General features: G+C 70.5%; 15 protein-coding genes. 3 read left to right on the top strand and 12 right to left on the bottom strand.

Annotated elements, in window-relative coordinates; all coding sequences use genetic code 11:
* Positions 1 to 4: 4 nt before the first annotated feature.
* Positions 5 to 1,663, bottom strand: a complete 1,659-nt coding sequence (locus KVY00_RS06225) for a protoporphyrinogen/coproporphyrinogen oxidase (protein ID WP_223044830.1) — start codon at positions 1,661 to 1,663, stop codon at positions 5 to 7.
* On the bottom strand, positions 1,653 to 2,771 hold the full coding sequence (hemE, locus tag KVY00_RS06230) for a uroporphyrinogen decarboxylase (protein WP_223044831.1): 1,119 nt from the start codon (positions 2,769 to 2,771) through the stop codon (positions 1,653 to 1,655). Before hemE ends, KVY00_RS06225 begins: the two co-directional genes overlap by 11 nt.
* Before the next feature lie 115 nt (positions 2,772 to 2,886).
* Here hemE and KVY00_RS06235 point away from each other — a divergent pair, with 115 nt between their 5' ends.
* Complete coding sequence (locus KVY00_RS06235) at positions 2,887 to 4,167, top strand: glutamyl-tRNA reductase (protein ID WP_223044832.1); 1,281 nt, start codon at positions 2,887 to 2,889, stop codon at positions 4,165 to 4,167.
* Positions 4,168 to 4,344: 177 nt separating this feature from the next.
* Here KVY00_RS06235 and KVY00_RS06240 read toward each other — a convergent pair whose 3' ends face one another.
* From KVY00_RS06240 to KVY00_RS06260, 5 genes are all read right to left on the bottom strand, one after another.
* Complete coding sequence (locus KVY00_RS06240; RefSeq protein WP_305069222.1) at positions 4,345 to 5,061, bottom strand: iron ABC transporter ATP-binding protein; 717 nt, start codon at positions 5,059 to 5,061, stop codon at positions 4,345 to 4,347.
* Positions 5,062 to 5,165: 104 nt separating this feature from the next.
* Positions 5,166 to 6,197 carry an iron chelate uptake ABC transporter family permease subunit gene (locus KVY00_RS06245; protein ID WP_255572794.1) on the bottom strand — a complete coding sequence of 344 codons (1,032 nt, stop codon included), beginning with the start codon at positions 6,195 to 6,197 and terminating at the stop codon, positions 5,166 to 5,168.
* Between the two features lie 2 nt (positions 6,198 to 6,199).
* The gene (locus KVY00_RS06250; RefSeq protein ID WP_394358282.1) at positions 6,200 to 7,192 is read right to left on the bottom strand and encodes an ABC transporter permease; all 993 of its coding nucleotides are present in this window, start codon (positions 7,190 to 7,192) and stop codon (positions 6,200 to 6,202) included.
* Between the two features lie 83 nt (positions 7,193 to 7,275).
* Entirely contained in the window at positions 7,276 to 8,277 is a 1,002-nt protein-coding gene (locus KVY00_RS06255; RefSeq protein ID WP_223044834.1) for a siderophore ABC transporter substrate-binding protein, read from the bottom strand.
* 395 nt (positions 8,278 to 8,672) lie between these two features.
* Positions 8,673 to 9,668, bottom strand: coding sequence for a hypothetical protein (locus KVY00_RS06260; protein WP_223044835.1), 996 nt, complete (start codon positions 9,666 to 9,668; stop codon positions 8,673 to 8,675).
* Between the two features lie 719 nt (positions 9,669 to 10,387).
* On the opposite strand from KVY00_RS06260, the gene purL reads away from it, so the two are divergent.
* Both purL and KVY00_RS06270 read left to right on the top strand, forming a co-directional pair.
* A complete protein-coding gene (gene purL, locus KVY00_RS06265) occupies positions 10,388 to 12,802 on the top strand; it encodes a phosphoribosylformylglycinamidine synthase subunit PurL (protein WP_255572796.1) in 2,415 nt (804 codons plus the stop codon).
* 328 nt (positions 12,803 to 13,130) lie between these two features.
* Positions 13,131 to 13,649 carry a SecDF P1 head subdomain-containing protein gene (locus tag KVY00_RS06270; protein ID WP_223044836.1) on the top strand — a complete coding sequence of 173 codons (519 nt, stop codon included), beginning with the start codon at positions 13,131 to 13,133 and terminating at the stop codon, positions 13,647 to 13,649.
* Positions 13,650 to 13,667: 18 nt separating this feature from the next.
* Here KVY00_RS06270 and tmk read toward each other — a convergent pair whose 3' ends face one another.
* From tmk to KVY00_RS15620, 5 genes are all read right to left on the bottom strand, one after another.
* Entirely contained in the window at positions 13,668 to 14,300 is a 633-nt protein-coding gene (gene tmk / locus KVY00_RS06275) for a dTMP kinase (protein ID WP_223044837.1), read from the bottom strand.
* Positions 14,301 to 14,549: 249 nt separating this feature from the next.
* The gene (gene topA, locus KVY00_RS06280; protein ID WP_223044838.1) at positions 14,550 to 17,411 is read right to left on the bottom strand and encodes a type I DNA topoisomerase; all 2,862 of its coding nucleotides are present in this window, start codon (positions 17,409 to 17,411) and stop codon (positions 14,550 to 14,552) included.
* 198 nt (positions 17,412 to 17,609) lie between these two features.
* A complete protein-coding gene (locus KVY00_RS06285; protein WP_223044839.1) occupies positions 17,610 to 18,413 on the bottom strand; it encodes a M23 family metallopeptidase in 804 nt (267 codons plus the stop codon).
* On the bottom strand, positions 18,410 to 18,769 hold the full coding sequence (locus KVY00_RS15555; protein ID WP_394358283.1) for a TadE family type IV pilus minor pilin: 360 nt from the start codon (positions 18,767 to 18,769) through the stop codon (positions 18,410 to 18,412). Before KVY00_RS15555 ends, KVY00_RS06285 begins: the two co-directional genes overlap by 4 nt.
* Before the next feature lie 145 nt (positions 18,770 to 18,914).
* On the bottom strand, positions 18,915 to 19,247 hold the full coding sequence (locus tag KVY00_RS15620; protein ID WP_317133969.1) for a DUF4244 domain-containing protein: 333 nt from the start codon (positions 19,245 to 19,247) through the stop codon (positions 18,915 to 18,917).
* Between the last annotated feature and the right edge of the window lie 168 nt (positions 19,248 to 19,415).

Here is a 19,415-nt window from a genome sequence, read left to right on the forward strand (position 1 = left end):
CTGTTCATGCCACTCGGCTTTCTGCTCTGTGCTGGGTTCTGGGCGAGGGATCGGGGCCGGCGGCCCCGGTCTCGGGGGTCTGCGCCGCGGGATCGTGCGCCACGGCGCCGGGCTCCGCTCCGCGGAGGTGCTCGATGACATCCTGCGCCGCCGCGCGCGCTCCGGGGATGACCGAGGCGAGACCGGTGCCGCTCACCCAGTCCCCCGCGAGCACGACGCCGGGCGGCGCGATGATCTCGGGATCGGCGGCCCGGCCTCCGGCGGGCGCCCCCATGGTCCAGGTGCGACGGGTCGAGGCGAGCACCGAGCGCTCGGCGAGTCGGAGGCCGAGGATCCGCGATGCGTCCTCGACCGCGAGGCGGCGGGCGGCGGTGTCGTCGAGCTGCAGCGTCTCGGGCGGGGAGCCCGCTCGGCCGTACGAGAGGCGCAGCACGTGCTTTCCTCGGCCCATCTCCCGCGCGCGTTCCGCCCACTTGGCGGTGACGTGGGTCAGGGCCTTCGCACGGATCGGCTCCCCTGCCGATCCGCTCGCGCCGTGCACGGAGCCGCCCGATCCACCATCCGCTTCGGCGCTTCTCGCGACGAGCGCTCCGGTGCCGCGCGGCGCGGCGTCGAGGCGAGGGTCGTCGAGCACGAGCGCGACGACCTCGACGAGGGTCTCGGCTCCCGCCCGATCGGGCGCGCCGAGCATCGCCCTCGCCGCAGACTCGGGAACCGCGAGGATCACGGCGTCGAAGCGGTGCGTCTCGCGTACCGCATCGGGGTCGGGTTCGGGGGTCGCGCCGCTGGTCGAGTCGGGAGCCGAGCGGACGGCGATCCGGCGCTCGCGACTCTCACGGCCCGCAGGATCGGTCGCGCCCGCCTCACCCGAGACGCTCTCGACGAGCACACCCGTCTCGACGCGCACTCCGAGGCGGTCGAGTTCTGCCGCGAGCGCATCGATCAGCACGGTCATGCCGCCGCGCAGGCCCGCGACCGCGCCCCCGGCGGCCTGCTGGCTCCCCCGCAGTTCACGGGCCGCGGCGATCAGAGATCCGGTGCGCTCGAAGGCGGCCGCGAGCCCCGGCACCGAGCCGAGGGCGAGCCGCTCGGGGTCGGACGAGTGCACGCCGAGGCAGACGGGGCGCACGAGACGATCGAGCACGCGCGAACCCAGCCGTCGACGCACGACCGAGCCGACCGTGGCCTCGGCATCCGCACCCGGCCCCGAGCGCGCCCCGAAACCGCGCGGCAGCAGCGGCTCGACCGCGGCGCGCAGCGCTCCGGCGAGGCCGAGCGCCCGTCGCGAGGCGGACGACAGCGGGGCCGCGGGGATCCCGAGCGTGCCCGCCGGGGGCAGCGGCACCGCACGATCGGCGGTCACGAGCCAGGATCCGAGCGCCGCCGGGCGCACGACCTCGTGCTCGAGCCCGAGCTCCGCGAGCAGCTCGGAGACCGTGCCGCCGCGGGTCGCGAATGCTTCGGCGCCGATGTCGAATGCGGCGCCGTCGTGATCGGCGCTCCGGATCCGCCCGCCCAGCCGGGGCTCGCTCTCGAAGAGCGTGACCGCGCACCCCGCCTGGGCGAGTCTCCGGGCCGCGACGAGTCCCGAGACGCCCCCGCCGACCACCGCGACCGTGCCGCGGGGGTCGACGCGACCCGGATCGGGTAGATCAGCGGTCATGCGCGAGTTCCACGATGCGCGTGAGCACCGCCGGATCGGCCTCCGGCGGCACCCCGTGCCCCAGGTTCAGCACGTGCGCGGGAGCGCGCGATCCCCTCCGCAGCACATCGTCGAGATGCGCCTCGAGCCGCTCGGCCGGCGCTCCCAGGTACGCGGGGTCGAGGTTGCCCTGCAGCGGCAGCGCGTCGCCGAGTCGGCGGCTCGCCTCGTCGAGCGGGGTGCGCCAGTCCACGCCGAGCGCGCTCACGCCCACCTCGGCGAGTTCCTCGAGCAGGTGCCCCGACCCGACCGCGAAGTGGATCATCGGCACGGTCTCGTCGCGAGCGTCCTGCCCCTCGCGCACGGGGCGCCGGGTACCGAACCCGCGCACCGCGTCGAGGGTGCGCCGGGAAGCCGGGGCGACGTGCGCGCGGTAGTCGGCCGCGCTGAGCGACCCGGCCCACGAGTCGAACAGCTGCACCGCGCTCGCGCCGGCCTCGACCTGCGCCTCGAGGAAGACACCGCTCAGGTCGGCGACCCAGGCGAGCAGCTCGCGCCAGGTCTCGGGGTCGGAGTGCATGAGGGTGCGGGCCCGCAGGTGATCGCGGGACGGGCCACCCTCGACGAGGTATGCGGCCAGCGTGAACGGGGCGCCCGCGAAGCCGATGAGCGGGGTGCCGCCCAGCTCGTCGACCGTCAGGCGCACCGCCTCGCGCACGGGTTCGAGTGCTTCGCGCAGGCGATCCGCCGTGAACTCGGCTCGGCAGCGCGCCACGTCGGCGGCCGTGCGCACGGGCTCGGCGAAGACCGGCCCGCGGCCGGCGACCAGATCGACGTCGACCCCCGCGAGCTTCATGGGCACCACGATGTCGCTGAAGAAGACCGCGGCGTCGACGCCGTGCCGCCGCACGGGCTGCAGGGTGATCTCGCTCGCGAGTTCGGGATTCACGCAGGCGTCGAGCATACGATGGTCTGCGCGGATGCTGCGGTATTCGGGCAGCGAGCGGCCGGCCTGGCGCATGAACCAGACGGGTTGGCGCTCCGGTCGATCGCCCCGGAGGGCGCGGATCAGAGGGGCGTCGCTCGTGCGTGCGTCGACGAGCGGGTGCGAAGCTGGGAGTGATCTCATCGATCGAGATGTTAGCTTATAGATCTGATGTGAAAGATCTGATCTACTCAGCTTCGGGTGCTGGGATGATCCGGTCACCGCCCCAGCCCCGATCGAGACCCTGCCGAGAACCCCCATGCTGCTCTGCCTCACCGTCGATCATCGACGCGCCGACCTCGCACTGCTCGAGCGCATCGAGCGTCGCACCGAGCCGGTGACCGCCGCCCTCAGCGACTCCGAGTTCGCACGCGGGGCCGTCGTGCTCGCGACCTGCAACCGATTCGAGGCCTACCTCGACGCACCGGGGCTCGCACCGGAGGAGGCGCTCAGCGGCTTCGCCAGAGCGGCGAGCCTCGACCCCGCCGAACTCGAGCGGGCCTGCACCGTGCACCGGGGCGACACCGTGGCCGAGCACCTGTTTGCCGTCTCCAGCGGCCTCGAATCGGCCGCCGTCGGCGAGGGCGAGATCGCCGGTCAGGTGCGGCGCGCCATCGACGCCGCACGAGACGCCGGCCGGTCGAGCGCCGAGCTCGAGCGCCTCTTCCAGCGCGCCCTGCTCGTCTCGAAGCAGATCAAGCACCGGACGGGCCTGCAGCGCAAGGGCCGCTCGCTCGTGCAGCTCGCGCTGACGATGGTCGACAGCCGCGTCGGCGACTGGGCCGAGGCGCGGGTGCTGCTGATCGGCACGGGCGCATACGCGGGAGCGAGTCTCGCATCGCTGCGCGCCCGGGGAGCGACGAGGATCGGGGTCTACTCGCCCTCAGGTCGTGCGGAGGCCTTCGCCGACTCCCACGGCATCCGCCCGGTCGCCTCCGACGCGCTCGACGCCGAGCTGCGAGACACCGACCTCGTGGTCGCCTGCAGCGCGGTGCACGAGCCCCTGCTCACCAGGGAGCGCTTCGACGAGACCGTGACCGAGGGCGCGCCGCCGTTCTGCGCGCGGTTCGGCGGGCTCGAGGCCGATCCCCGCCCCCGCCCCGCCCCTCGGCCCAGGCTGCTCATCGACATGGGGCTGCCGCGCAACATCGCCCCCGACGTCGCGGGAGTGGCGGGCGTCGAGCTGCTCGACCTCGAGACGATCGCGCTGCACGCCCCCATCCCCGAGCTGGGCGCCGAGCTCGAGGCCCGCGACATCGTGCGCACCGCCGCCGCGGAGTACGCCGCGACCCGCGCCGAGCGGGAGGCGGTGCCGGCTCTGCGCGAGCTGAGGTCGTTCGTGAACGACATCCTCGACGACGAGATCGCGCGCGCCCGTTCCCGGGGTGCGGGTCGCGACGGAGGCGGCGAGATCGAGGCCGCCCTGCGGCACCTCGCGGGGCGGCTGCTGCACCGCCCGACCGTGCGGCTGCGCGAGCTCGGCCGGGAGGGTCGCGCAACCGAGGCCGCCGCGGCCGTGTCGGCGCTCTTCGGGGAGTAGGCTGACGCTCGCGCGTCGATCCTCGTCCCTTCGTTCGGAGCTCACCCGAACTTCGGAGCAGATCACTGCCTGCCCGTCCGAATAACGGGTGAGCTCCGAGCTTCGGGTGAGATCCGAGCTTCGGGCGAGATCCGAGCTTCGGGTAAGATCCGAAGTTCGGGCGAGGCCCCGGCGCCCCTACGGCCGGTAGTACACGGCGACGCGGTGCCCGCCGTGCTCGACCACGTCGACCGGCGTCTCGAACACGCGCTCGAGCACCTCGGACGTGATGATCTCCTCGGGGGTGCCCGAGGCGACGACGCGCCCCTCGGCGAGCGCCACGATGCGGTCGGCGTAGGCCGCGGCGAAGTTCACGTCGTGGATCACCAGCACGACCGTCTTGCCGAGCGCGTCGGCGGCCGCGCGGACCTGGCCCATCATGCTGACCGCGTGCCGCATGTCGAGCCCGGTCAGCGGCTCGTCGAGCAGCACGAAGTCGGTGTCCTGCGCGAGCACCATCGCCACGAAGGCGCGCTGCCGCTGCCCGCCCGAGAGCTCGTCGATGAAGCGGTCCTCGAGCCCGGCCAGGTCGAGGAACGCGATGGCCGCGTGGATCGCCCGCTGGTCGGTCTCGGTGAGCCTGCCGGCGGAGTGCGGGAACCGGCCGAAGGTGACGAGCTGGCGCACGGTGAGGCGGGCCATGAAGTGGTTCTCCTGCTTGAGGATCGACACCACCTTGGCCAGTTGCTTCGACTTGGCGGTGCGCACGTCGAGGCCGCCGATCGAGACGCGACCGCAGTCGGGGTCGAGCAGGCGCCCGATGATGGTGAGCATCGTCGACTTGCCCGCCCCGTTCGGCCCGATGAGCGCGGTCACTCCGCCCCGCTCGAGGCTCAGGTCGACCGGCCCGAGCACGTGGCGGCCGGCGTACGTCTTCTCGACGCCGCGCAGCTCGATGCCGGAGGCGGCGGGATCGGACCCCGACGGGGCCTCCGCCGCGGTCTCGATGTGTGCGTCGGTCAACGCATCCCCTTTCTCAGCAGGACGATCAGGAACAGCAGGCCGCCCGCGAACTCGATGATCACGGTGACGAGGCCGGCCGCGGCGAATACGTGCTTGAGCACGAACGTGGCGCCCAGCAGGGTGACGAGCGCGATGCCGATGGCGAGCGGGATGATCTCGGCGTGCGAGTCGCCCCGCGCGAACTGGTAGGCGAGCGTCGCGACGAGGAAGCCGTAGAACGTCATCGGCCCGACCATCGTCGCCGACACCGAGACCAGCACCGCGACGAGCACGAGCACGGTGACCACCTCGCGCCGGTAGTTCACCCCGAGGCCGATCGCCACGTCCCGCCCGAGCGCCACGACGTCGTAGGTGCGGCGGCGCAGCCACACGAAAACCAGGATCGCGCAGACGAGACCGGCCGCGATCGGCAGGTAGTCGGGGTTGCCCTTGCTGATGCTGCCGAAGAGTCGGGCGCTCAGCACGTCGAACTCGCTCGGCGTGAGCATGCGCTGCAGGAAGGTCGACACGGAGCCGAATCCGATCCCGAGCACCACCCCGACGAGCAGCAGCAGGTGCAGATTCGCGCGCGGCCCCGAGAACAGCCAGCCGTACAGCAGCGTCGCGAACACGACCATCAGCACGCTCTGCGCGATGATCTTCGGAATGCCCTCCATGCTCGCCGCCGCGGTGCCGAACACGAAGACGAGCACGGTCTGGGTGAGCACGTAGAGTGCGTCGAAGCCGAGGATCGAGGGGGTGAGGATCCGGTTCGACGTGGCGGTGTGGAACAGCACGGTCGCGAGCGCCTGGCTCACTGCGACGAACGCGATGGTGCCGAGCGAGGTGAGGCGCGTCTGGGCGATGATCCAGAATCCGGGGCTGCCCACGGGCGCGGGATTGCCGTAGACGAGGATCGCGACGGCGAGGGCCGCCGCCACTGCGAAGACGATCACGATCGGCAGGGCCTCCCGCCACCGGGCCCCGCGGGGCTGGGCGACGAGCGGCGGTTCGCCGGTGCTCGCCAGTCTGACGATGCTGCTCTCCACGTTCACCTTCCCCGCTGCCTCAGCAGCAGCGTGATGAAGACCGCCGAGCCGACGAGACCGAGCACCATCGACACGGGGATCTCGAACGGCATGATGATGATCCGCCCCACCAGGTCGCACAGCACCACGAGCGCGATGCCACCGAGACACACCCACGGCAGATTGCTGCGGACGTTGTCGCCGCGGATCATCGAGACGATGTTGGGCACCACGAGCCCCAGCAGCGGCAGGAAGCCCACGACCACCGTCGTCACCCCCGCCGCGACCGCCACGAGCGCGGTGCCGCCGAGCAGGATCGCCTCATAGCGCACGCCAACGCTCGTCGCCACGTCCTTGCCGAGGCCGGCGACGGTGATCCGATCCGCCATGAGGAACACGAGCAGCGTGACGATCGCCACCACCCACAGCACCTCGTAGCGACCGCGCACCACCGAGGTGAAGCTGCCCATGAACCAGACCCCGAGCATCTGCAGCAGGTTGGTCTGCGCCGCGATGAAGGTGGTGAGCGAGCTGACGATCGCCCCGAGCATGATGCCGATCAGGGGGACGACGAGCGTGGTGCGGATCACGATGCGGCGCAGGATCAGCATGAACAGCATCGCCCCGACGAACGCGAAGCAGCTCGCGATCACCATCTTGCCGACCAGGCCGGCGCCCGGCAGCAGCAGCGTGGTGAGCAGCAGCCCGAGCGCCGCCCACTCGGTCGTGCCCGACGTCGTGGCGTCGACGAAGCGGTTCTGGGTGAGCATCTGCATCACGAGCCCGCTCGTCGCCATCGCGGCGCCGGCGAGCACGAGCGCGATGGTGCGCGGCACGCGGGTGATCCAGAACATCTCGGACCCGAAGTCGCTGCCCGCGATGTCGTAGACGCCGACGGCGAGCGACGCCACGAGCAGCGCCAGCACGACCGCGATCGCGGCGATGAGCAGCCAGGGGCGGCGCTTCGGCGGGGCGAGCTCGGGCGCGACAGGTCGGGTGCCCCCGACCACCGTCATGTCGTGGACACGCCCAGCGGGGCGCCCGTTCTCGTGAACGTGCGCCCCGCTGTCGCGACCCTCTGGGGTCATGGCCGTGCGGCTCATGCGGCGGAGAATGCCTCCTCGAGCTGGTTGAACAGCTCAGTGTACGCCTGGATGCCTTCGGTCAGGTAGAAGTTGGGGTCGAGGATCACGATCTGATCCTTCTGCACGGCGGTGACGTTCTGCAGTGCCTCCGAGGCCCTGATGAGCTCGTCCGCGGGCGCCGAGCCCGGCTCGCGGTTCTCAGGCACGAAGGAAGCATCGCGGTCGAGCGCGACGATCCAGTCGGGGTTGGAATCCGCGATGGCCTCGACGCTGATGTCGTCGCCCTGGTGGTCGTCGGTCGCACCCTCGACCTCGAGCGCCGGCTTCCAGCCGAGCTCGGGGAACACGGGGCCGAGCGAGCGGCCGACCACGGGGGCGATGTAGCCGATCTGTCCGGCCGAGGTGTTCACGGCCATGACGGTGTCGCTGCCGTTGTAGGCGTCCTTCGCGCCGGCGATCGCCTCGTCGAGGTCGCTGTTCAGCGCGGCCGCCTCGTCCTCGTGATCGAAGATCTGGCCGAGGATCTCGGTCTGGCGCTTGAGCTCGCTGAACTCGTCCTCGCCCTCGCGCGGAGCGATCTCGATGACCACGGCCTGCGGGTTCTGCTCCTTGATCTGGTCGTAGTAGTCGCCGAAGCGGTAACCGCCGATGATGAGGTCGGGCTGCTCGGCCACGATGACCTCGAGATTCGGCTCGCGGTGGTTGCCGACGTTGGCGACGTTCTCGTCGTCGATGTAGTCGGGCCAGACCGTGCCCATGACATCCTTCGGCACCGCAGCCAGCTCGATATCCCACTCGTCGAGCGTGTCGAAGGCCGTGTTGTCGAGCGCTACGACGGTCTCGGGGTTGACCGGCACCTCGACCTCACCGTGGTTGTCGGTGATGGTGACGGTGGCGGCCTTCGCAGGCTCCGACGGCTCTTCCGAGGCGGGGGCGCTGGAGGCGCAGGCGGAGAGTGCGAGCGCGGCGCCCAGGGTCAGAGCAGCTGCGGCGCTGCGGGTGGTGCGGATGGACACGGTTCGGCTCCTGAATGTTCGAGGTACGACGGGCGAGATGCAACGGGCACCGAGCAGCACTGGGCGTGCAGAAGAGCAGGCCCTCAGGCCAAGAGCACCGAGGCGGTGCGCGCGTCAGTGCTTCACGACCCCCGACCCTCATGAAGCGCTCGGGGGAACCCGTAGTAAGCCTATACATACGTTCATCTGATGTTCAAGACGATTCCCGCCTCTTTCTCGAAATCGCTGATCAGAGCCATTTCGGACGCACGAATGCCCAGCAGCCCTGAGGGCGGCTGGGCATTCGTCAGGATCCTGAGACACTCAGGAGGGGTGTATCCCGAACGTCTCCCGGCGCGCAAAGAGGCCCTCAGCACCCATGCTCGACCCGCATCCGCGGATCTCGAGCCCCGGGATCAGCCGCGGTGCTGCTGCAGCGCGGAGAAGTCGGGCTGGCCGTCGGGGCCGGCCGGCAGCGGGCGCCCGTCGGGGAACGTCGGCCACGGCAGCAACGGCTGGGACTGAGGCTGCTGCTGGGGCCCCTGCGATCCGGACGGCCTCGGGGCCTGCTGGGGCTGCTGAGCCGGCTGCTGCGGAGCGACCGGCTGCGCAGGCCGGGGCTGCGCGGGGGCCTGCTGCACCGGCCCGGCCTGCTGCACGCGAGGAGCCTGTGCGCCCGACTGGGGAGCGCCGATGTAGGGCGCCGGCCCCCGCGCGGCACGGGCGGCCTCTCGGGCCGCGGAACCGTACGACCAGCGCAGCAGCAGCGTGATCGAAAGCCCGAGGGCGGTCAGGATCAGCAGCGCCGTGGCGATCTTCCAGTACAGATCCGGGATATGCAGATCGAACGCCTCGATGCCCACGGGAGCGGTGAAGAGGATGCCCGACAGCACGGCCAGCACACTCGTCACGAAGGCGAAACGGGTCACCACGACGGGCAGCTTCACGCCCATGCCGAGCAGCAGCTGGCAGCAGAGGATCACGAGCCTCGTCACGAGGATCACGAACACCGACTTCCAGAAGATCTCGAGCATGAGCCCGAACGCCGCGTACGGCGTCATCCAGATCACGATGAGCAGCAGACCCAGGATGTACGCGTTGGCGATGAGCGCCACCGGCGCATACCACTCGGACTTCTGCTCGCGACGGGTGTCGAGCGCCGTGAACAGCACGAACACGGCGAAGAGCGCGAACGTCGAGAAGACGCGCTCGAACTTGCCCTCGAAGTCGCCGATGAAGAGCAGGGAGATCGATGCGACCGTGAGGCCGGCGAGCAGGATGATGCTGACCTTCAGGAACGTCGACAGGCCGGCGTCCTCGGACTTCGCCGCTCGCCCGGGCTTCGGAGCGCGCTCGCGCTTCTTCGCGGGCTGCTGGGGCGCCTGAGCGGCCGCGGCCGGCGCACCGTGCACCGGGGCGGCCGTGCCGTGTGCGTGGGCAGCCGGACTCGGCTCCGGAGCGGGCGCGCCCTGGGTCGGGGCTGTCGCATTCGGCGCCGGCGGTGCCGGGCTCGGTGCCGGCGGTGCCGCGCTCGACGCCGGTGCTGCCGGGGGGCTGGGGTGCTGAGAGCCCTGGGCTTGAGCACTCGGCGCCGCGGGGCCCTGCCCCGCAGGAGCAGCCGACGCGTCGGGATTCGGAGCCGGCTCCTCCGATCCGGCGCTCGACTCCTTCTGCCAGGAGAAGGGCTCCTGCAGGTCGAGCTGCGGCGCCTCCTCGCGCGCGGGGCGAGACCCCGGATCAGGCTTCAGCCAGTGACCCGACGACGCCGGCTCCGATGCTGCCGGCTCAGACGATGGCTCGGATTCCGGCGTCGACTGAGGCGACGGCGCAGGCTCGGAACCCGACACCTGCTCGGATTCCGGGGTCGGCTGTGAAGCCTGGGTCGGCTCTGACCCGGCCGTCAGCTCGGACTCGGACTCCGACGAATTCGGTTGAGGTGCGTTCGTGTTCGGATCGCTCATGCACCAAGTCTCGCGCGTCCGCCTGTGAAACGGCAACGGATCGCCTCGCGAGTCGCCTCAGTCATCCTGCACGACGGAGGACTCCCGGCACGAGGAGGGATAGACTGGAGCCTGCATGTTTCGGCTCGCGGAGCCGATCCCGATCCCTCACTCACTGGAGCACATCGAGCGTGACCGACACCGCCGCCCCCACCCATGCCCCTCGCCCCGACACGGTGGCGGACGCGATCGCGACACCGGATAAGGAGCAGCCGTACGGCGCCCTCGGTCTGAAGCCCGACGAGTACGACAGGATCCGCGAGATCCTCGGCCGCCGCCCCACCTCGGGCGAGCTCGCCATGTACTCGGTGATGTGGTCCGAGCACTGCTCCTACAAGTCGTCGAAGATCTACCTGCGCCAGTTCGGCAAGAAGGTCAACGACAAGATGAAGGAGCGCCTCCTCGTCGGCATGGGCGAGAACGCCGGCGTCATCGACATCGGCGAGGGCTGGGCCGTCACCTTCAAGGTCGAGAGCCACAACCACCCGAGCTACATCGAGCCCTTCCAGGGCGCGGCGACGGGCGTGGGCGGCATCATCCGCGACATCATCTCGATGGGTGCGCGCCCGGTCGCGGTGATGGATCAGCTGCGCTTCGGCGACATCGACGACCCCGACACCGCGCGCGTCGTGCACGGCGTCGTCTCGGGCATCAGCTCGTACGCGAACTGCCTCGGTCTGCCGAACCTCGGCGGCGAGACCGTCTTCGACCGCGTCTACCAGGCCAATCCCCTTGTCAACGCCCTCGGCGTGGGCGTGCTGCGGCACGAGGACCTGCACCTCGCCAACGCCTCCGGCGCTGGCAACAAGGTCGTGCTGTTCGGTGCACGCACCGGCGGCGACGGCATCGGCGGCGCCTCGATCCTCGCGTCCGACAGCTTCAGCGAGGGCGGCCCGACCAAGCGCCCCGCCGTGCAGGTCGGCGATCCCTTCGCCGAGAAGGTGCTCATCGAGTGCTGCCTCGAGCTGTTCCGCGGCGAGCTGGTCGAGGGCATCCAGGATCTCGGCGCTGCCGGCATCTCCTGCGCCACCTCCGAGCTCGCGGCCAACGGCGACGGCGGCATGTTCATCGAGCTCGACAGCGTGCTGCTGCGCGATCCCTCGCTCACCGCCGAGGAGATCCTCATGTCGGAGAGCCAGGAGCGCATGATGGCGGTCGTCGCGCCCGAGAAGCTCGACGCGTTCCTCGCGGTCACCGAGAAGTGGGACGTCGAGACGAGCGTCCTCGGCGAGGTCACCGACACCGGCCGCCTCGTCATCAACTGGCGCGGCGAGGAGATCGTGAACGTCGATCCCTCGACCGTGGCGGTCGACGGCCCGGTCTACGAGCGTCCCGTCGCCTACCCCGCCTGGATCGACGAGCTGCAGGCCTCCGGCGTTCGCGCGGCCGGCCTCGCCCGCGCCGCGTCGGGCGACGATCTGCGCGCGCAGATGCTCGCCGTCGCGGCCTCCCCCAACCAGGCCGCCGTCGACTGGGTCACCAACCAGTACGACAAGTACGTGCTCGGCAACACGGCGCTCTCGTTCCCCGACGGCGCCGGCATGATCCGCGTCGACGAGGAGTCCGGTCTGGGCGTCGCGATCTCCACCGACGCGAACGGCCGCTACTGCCAGCTCGACCCCTACGTCGGCTCGCAGCTCGCGCTCGCGGAGGCCTACCGCAACGTGGCGGCCGCGGGCGCGGTGCCCACCGCCGTCACCGACTGCCTCAACTTCGGCAGCCCCGAGAACCCCGAGGTGATGTGGCAGTTCTCGCGCTCGGTCGAGGGTCTCTCGGACGCGTGCCTCGCACTCGAGGTGCCCGTCACCGGCGGCAACGTGTCGCTCTACAACCAGACCGGCGACACCCCGATCCATCCCACCCCGGTGGTGGGTGTGCTCGGCATCATCGACGACGTCGCGCGCCGGGTGCCGAGCGGCTGGCAGGATCAGGGCGAGCACCTGTACCTGCTCGGCGTGACCCGTGACGAGCTCGACGGCTCGGCGTGGGCCGAGGCCGTGCACCAGCACCTGGGCGGACGCCCGCCGGTCGCCGACCTCGACGCCGAGCGCGCGCTCGCCGAGCTGCTCCAGGCCGGCACCCAGGGCGGGCTGATCTCGGGTGCGGTCGACCTCTCCGAGGGCGGCCTGGCCCAGGCACTGGCCGACGGCGCGCTCCGCTTCGGTGTGGGCGCGCGAGTGTGGATCGACGAGATCGTGTCGCGCGACGGCGTCGACGAGACGGCAGCCCTGTTCTCGGAGTCGCAGGCGCGCGTGCTGGTCGCGGTGCCGCACGAGGAGGAGGTGAAGTTCCGCGGCCTGTGCGAGGGCCGCGGCTTCCCGGTGCTGCGCGTGGGCGTCACCGACGGTGCGGGCGATGCCGCGGTCATCGAGGTGCAGGATCGCTTCACCCTGCCGCTCGCGGAGCTGCGCGCGGCGTCTCAGGCCACGCTGCCCGAGCGCTTCGGCGCAGTGATTGCAGAGGATCCGCGCGAGGCCGTCGCGGATGCCGCTGCGGCGCGCTTCGAGCGCTCGATGCAGGCCCCCGGTCCCGGCATCTCGGAGTAGCCTGCCGAAGCAGTGTCACGGCCCCTGCGGCGCGAGCGCCGCAGGGGCTTCTTCGCGCCTCGGCAGCCGGGCCCTTCGTCGGTCGCCCAGGCGGGGTCATCGATTCTTAACGCCGCCCCGCTCGGCGCCGTTGTAGACCTGCGGCACCGTTGCAGACCTCTCACGCGGTGCGGGAGGTCTGCAACGGTGCGAGAGGTCTACACCGGCGGGAGGGCGGCTTCCGTCGCAGAGCCCGCCGACACCGGCCGACCTCGGTCGACCCCTGCCACCCCGGCAGGCCCCTTCTGCCGCGCCCGGCGCCTCGCGGGGCCTTTGTTAGGGTGAGGGCATGTCTCGCCGTCGGATGTCGACCATCGTCATGCTCACCGCGATCGCGCTCGGCGCAACGGGGTGCGCGCAGACGAGCGCGGTCGATGACAGCGGCGAGCCGTTGACGACGGACGTGGTCTTCGCCGCGGTCAAGAATATCGATCCGGGAGACTGCGCCGACGATGCGACCGACGCATTCGAAGTCCCTGCATCGGCCACCGCGGATGCGCACTGCGTACGCGTCGACCCAGAGGACGAGATCACCCTGGGCGGCGGCCGCGCAGTGCTCATCGCCGAGAGCGAGGACGCCCCCTCGACCCCGGAGTCCATCGAACTCCACCTGGAGGATGAGGATGCCGCACGACTCGGCGAGTTCACCGGGAGACTCGTCGACCGCGCGGCGCCCCAGAACCAGATGGCGATCATCGTCGACGGGGAGGTGCAGTCGACGCCTGCAGTGATGTCCGAGCTCACTGGCGGGGTCGTGAGCCTCTCGGGCGAAGGGCTGGTGGGCCTCTACGAGCGGATGACGGGCTGAGCCTGTCTCCTGCGGGCGTTACAGCGCGGAGAGCAGCGGCGCCACGCGGGCGATGACGGCCTCGTTGAGCTCTTCGGCGGGCTGGTCGGCGTCGAGCACCAGGTAGCGGTCGGGATCGGCCTCGGCGAGTTCCAGGAACCCCTGGCGAACCGCGCGGTGGAAGTCGTCGGTCTCGCCCTCGAGCCGATCGGTGCCTCCCCGCGATTCCCGCCGGGAGGCCGCGACCTCCGGATCGACATCGAGCAGCACCGTCAGCTGCGGTCGCAGCCCCTCGGAGGCCCACTCGCTGATGCGCCGCACATCGGAGACCTCGAGCACGCGGCCGGCGCCCTGGTAGGCGAGGGAGGAATCGATGTAGCGATCCTGCACCACGACGGCCCCGCGTTCGAGCGCGGGCCGCACCACCTTGGCGACGTGCTGCGCACGATCGGCCGCATAGAGCAGAGCCTCCGCGCGCGGATCGACGTCGCCGACATCCTCTCCCCCATGCAGCAGCAGCCGGCGTATCTCGGCGCCGAGGCGCGTGCCTCCCGGTTCCCGGGTACGAACCACCTCGTAACCGCGCGTTTCGAGCCAGGCGCCGAGCAGCTCCGCCTGCGTGCTCTTGCCCGCGCCATCGCCGCCCTCGAGAGTGATGAAGATTCCGCTCATGGGGTCCAGTCTCTCATCTCCGGTTCCCCGCTGGTTGAGCGTCCGGGCGCTCTGGCGCCGGCGCGCCCGGCGCACGGGGCTGCCCCGCCCGCGCCCGTCGCACCCCGCCCCGCAATCCATCCCCGAAAGGTCGAAAACGCATGCTCCCCAGAGGAAACACATGCGTTTTCGATCTTTCGGCGAGGTCTAGCGAGGTATCGGCAAGCTCCAGCAGGGTACCGCGCGGTCCAGCGGGGTACCGCGGGGAGGCTACTCGCCCGCGGCCTCCGCAGCCTCCGCGGCTTTCCTGGCCGCATTGGCCTTGCGCGTCTCCGCGGCCTTCTTGGCCGCGGCCGAGCGGGCGGGGTCGACCGCCTTCTTCGCCGTGCTCTTCTTCGCGGCGGGCTTCGTCGCGGTCTTCTTCGCAGTGGTGGACTTCGCGCTCGAGGCTGCCGTCTTCTTCGCAGCCGTCTTGCGCGCCGGAGCCTTCTTCTTCGCCGGACCCTTGGCGCGCTTGATGGCGAGCAGTTCGACTGCGCGCTCGAAGGTGATGTCTTCGACGCTGTCACCGCGAGGGATCGTGGCGTTGGTCTCACCGTCGGTGACGTACGGGCCGAAGCGGCCGTCGCGCACCTTGATCGGCTTGCCGCTGACCGGATCGGCGTCGAACTCCTTGAGGGCGCTCGACGCCTTCCGTGCGCCGTACTTCGGTTGGGAAAAGAGTTCCTGAGCACCGGCGAGGTCGATCGAGAAGATCGCATCCTCGCTCGGCAGCGATCGGGTGTCGGTCCCCTTCTTCAGATAGGGACCGTAGCGGCCGTTCTGGGCCGTGATCTCGGCACCCGATTCGGGATCCTGACCCACGACCCGGGGCAGGTCGAGCAGCGCGACCGCGGTGTCGAGGTCGATGGTCGCGGGGTCCATGGTCTTGAAGAGCGATGCCGTGCGCGGCTTCTGCCCCTTCGGCAGTTCCTCACCCTCGTCGGGCAGCTCCGTAACGTATGGGCCGAAGCGGCCGTTCTTGGCGACGACTCGCTTGCCGGTCTGCGGGTGGAGGCCGACCACGCGATCCTCGGCGGGTTCGGCCTCCGCCAGCTCGTGAGCCTTCTCCGGTGTCAGCTCATCGGGAGCCATGCCGTCGGGGATGTTGACGCTGCGGGGCTTCAGCACCCCGTCCTCGCCGACCTCGCACTTCTCGTCGAAGACCTCGAGGTAGGGACCGTACTTGCCGTTGCGCAGCGAGATCTGGTCGTCGATCTTGATGGTGTTGATCGCGCGGGCGTCGATCTCGCCGAGGTTGTCGACCACGCCGCGCAGGCCGGGGTGGTTGTCGGTGCCGAAGTAGAAGTCGCCGAGCCACTTGCCCCGCGCCTCGTCTCCGGCAGCGATGCGGTCGAGGTCGTTCTCCATCTCGGCGGTGAAGTCGTAGTCGACGAGCTCGCTGAAATGCTCCTCGAGCAGACGCACGACCGAGAACGCGATCCAGCTCGGTACGAGCGCCTGGCCCTTCTTCGCCACGTAGCCGCGATCCATGATGGTGCTGATGATCGCCGCATACGTCGAAGGCCGACCGATGCCGAGCTCCTCGAGACGCTTCGTGAGGCTCGCCTCCGTGTAGCGGGGCGGCGGGCTCGTCTCGTGCCCCTTCGCCTCCGGGTCGGCCACGCCGAGTGCCTGGCCCTCCGCGAGCTGGGGAAGCGACACGTTCTGCTCGGCATCGCCGCGCTTCTCATCGCGTCCCTCTTCGTAGGCGAGCAGGAAGCCCGGGAAGGTGATCACGGTACCGCTGGCGGTGAACTCGAGCGGGATGGGGGCGTTTGCGCCGTCCTCTGCCACGGTTGCGCCGACGGTGACGGTGTCGGTCGATCCCTTGGCATCGGCCATCTGGCTCGCGACCGTGCGCTTCCAGATCAGCTCGTACAGCGCGAACTCCCCCTGCGTGAGCTTGCCCTTCAGTGAGCTCGGGCGCTGGAAGGTGTCACCCGCGGGACGAATCGCCTCGTGCGCCTCCTGCGCGCCCTTCGACTTGCCCTTGAACACGCGGGGCTTCTCGGGCACCGTCTGGGCTCCGTAGAGCTCTGCGGCCTGTTTGCGCGCGGCCTGGATCGCCTGACTCGACAGGGTCGGCGAATCAGTACGCATATAAGTGATGTAGCCGTTCTCGTACAGCGACTGCGCGAACGACATGGTCTGGCGCGAGCTGTACCGCAGTTTGCGAGACGCCTCCTGCTGCAGCGTGGAGGTGGTGAACGGTGCGGCAGGCCGGCGGGTGTGCGGCTTCGTCTCGACCGAGATGACGGTGGCCGGTACCTCCTCGGCGAGCAGCTGCGCCAGGCGTTCGGCTCGCTGCTGCCCGAGACCGATCACACCGGCCTTCGCCGCCTTCGCCGTGAGCTCGCCGTCGTCGCCGAAGTCGCCGCCCGTCGCGAGGCGGTTCTCGCCGAGACGCACGAGTCTGGCCTCGAAGTCGGTGGTGTCCTGCGCGTCCGCGCCCGGGCGGAACGTCGCGGTCAGGCCCCAGTACTCTGCGGCGCGGAACGCCTGCCGCTCGCGCTCGCGGTCGACCACGAGGCGCGTGGCGGCGGACTGCACGCGGCCCGCCGAGAGCTTCGGGGCGACTTTGCGCCACAGCACCGGCGAGATGTCGTAGCCGTACAGACGGTCGAGGATGCGGCGGGTCTCCTGCGCATCCACGAGCGAGGTGTCGAGGTCGCGGGTGTTCTGCTTCGCCTGCTCGATCGCCTCCCGCGTGATCTCGTGGAACACCATTCGCCGCACCGGCACCTTGGGCTTCAGCACCTCGAGCAGGTGCCAGGCGATGGCTTCTCCCTCGCGGTCCTCATCAGTGGCGAGCCAGAGTTCGTCGGCTCCCTTGAGGGCACGCTTGAGCTCGGAGACCGTCTTCTTCTTGTTGTCGTTGACGACGTAGTAGGGCGCGAAGTCGTTCTCGACGTCGACGGCGAACTTGCCGAAGGGCCCCTTCTTCAGCTCGCTCGGAAGCTCCGAAGGCTCGGCGAGGTCGCGAATGTGCCCGACCGATGCGATGACCTCGTAATCGTCGCCGAGATAGGCACCGATCGTGCGCGCCTTGGTCGGCGACTCGACGATCACGAGTTTCTTCGTACCCTCCACGGGGCTCCTTCGTTGCTTCGAACTCACAGACGGCGGGATCGCACTCCTACCGATCGCCCGCCTTGCACCGCCACGCGGTTCTGCACCGACACGATACACACTCTCGTGCAAGAAACCCTCATCGGGGTTCTCCGGCGATCCTCTATTCATATCACCGCTCATCGCCCCTCCGTGCCACTCTTCGCCCGCCACCCCTCCTCAGGGGCGTCCGAGGTATTCGAACGGGTCTATGTCGGGGTACGCGTTCGAGGGCGTCGTCGAGAGGGTGAAGTGGGTGTGCGGGCCGGAGGTGCAGCCGCTCATCCCCGCACTCGCCACGCGCTGCCCCGCTCTCACACGCGCGCCGGGTGTCACCCCGAGCTGCTGGGATGAACCGGGCGCCACGTGGTTGTGAGAGCTGTAGATCACCCGGCCCTCGAACTCATGGCGGATGAGCACGGTGTGATTCGTACCGCGCCACCACTCGGGACGCGCCAGGCAAGCCGCGGGCACCCCGCCTCCGTCGGGCCCCGCGCGCACGACCGTACCCTCGTAGGGAGCGTAGAGCGCGCCGTCAGGGGTGACCGCGAGATCGATCGAGAATCCGTCGTGGAACCCCTGTGAGAGCGCTCGACGATCCGACGGCCAGGCCCAACCGTTCGCGCCGACCACGCCGTCGGGCGCGCCCGATGCTCCCGGTACCCCCGGTACCGATCCGGCACGCGCACGGGCGACAGCGCCGCCGAGCGGTGCCCCGATCCGCACCTCCACCCTCGCCTCTGCTCGCGGAGCCGATACCTCGCAGAGCGTCAGCTCGCCCCGCACCTCCGCGGCCACCGTTGCTGCAAGGGCGCACGGCTCGCCCTCCGCCCAACCGGAGACGGCGTCGGCTGCGGCGAGCGCCGCTGCGTCCGCGGCCCCCGCCGCCCGATGGCCGGCTTCGAGTTGAGCGCTGGCCGCGATCACCGGCAACCCGATGCAGAAGGCTGCCGCGGCGCACGCGAGCAGAGACGGAGCGCTCATGGCCCCACCCCGTGCTCACCGCTCACGGCGGCGCACGCCCGGCTCTCGATACTGATCGCCGACAGCAGCCCTCCTCCCGGCCGCGAACCGAGCGTGACGCAGTGCAGCGGCCCACTGCGCTCCCGGTGCACCGAGGTCTCCGATCCGCTTTCCTGGAGCCTCGCCCGCGCTCGGTCCTCATCACCCCGGGCTTCGAGCCTGGCCACCTCGGCAGCCGTCGTCACCAGGGTGATGCGCTGAGCCGCGATGAAGATCCCGCCGATGGCGAGTCCCAGCACCACGAGCACCGCCGGCATCACGATCGCGAACTCCGCGGTGACCGTGCCCCGCTCATCGCGCCCGAACGCATCGAGGATGGCTCGAGCGGGCGCGCACCGATTCCCGCGTGGGCAGCCGGCGCGGAAGCCGAGACCGCTGCGGCCACCACGGTCGCGGAGGCCCCCGCAATCGCTGCGGCCCCCGCGGCCACTGCGGCCCCGACCGCCACCGCGGCTACCGCGATCATCCGCCCGTGCCCAGCGCATTCTGCACCAGTTCTACGAGCATGCTGCGTATCTCGTTGGATCGCATGATCGCGACGAGCAGCCCGGCGAAGGCTACCGCGGCCATGATCACAACCGCATACTCCGCGGTGATCGCGCCGCGCTCGTCGTCGAGCAGTTGTCGAGCACGCGCGAGGCCGGGGCCTCGCGCGCCGGCACCTGCATCGGTGAACGGGATCGGATCCGGGGCCGGGTGCGGCGTCCGCGCCGATCTCCGTGGGCGGGCAGATGCCGAGCGGCGCTTCGCCACCCTGGTTCCGCGGTCCGAGGCGAGTTCGAGTCTGGTATTCATGGGTTCTCCCTTGGTGGTGTGTTTCGGACGTTTTCTCGGCGGTGTTCCGCCCCGGCTGTCGCCGGTCACCCCATCCTGAGGGGGCGCAGAGACCCGGTTGGAGCAAAACGGGGGATCCGTGGATAAGTCGTGCGAGTTCGCGGAAATCCACGGTTTGTGAGCGAAGTG

This window comes from Leucobacter tenebrionis (assembly GCF_019884725.1).
GTDB lineage: Bacteria > Actinomycetota > Actinomycetes > Actinomycetales > Microbacteriaceae > Leucobacter > Leucobacter tenebrionis.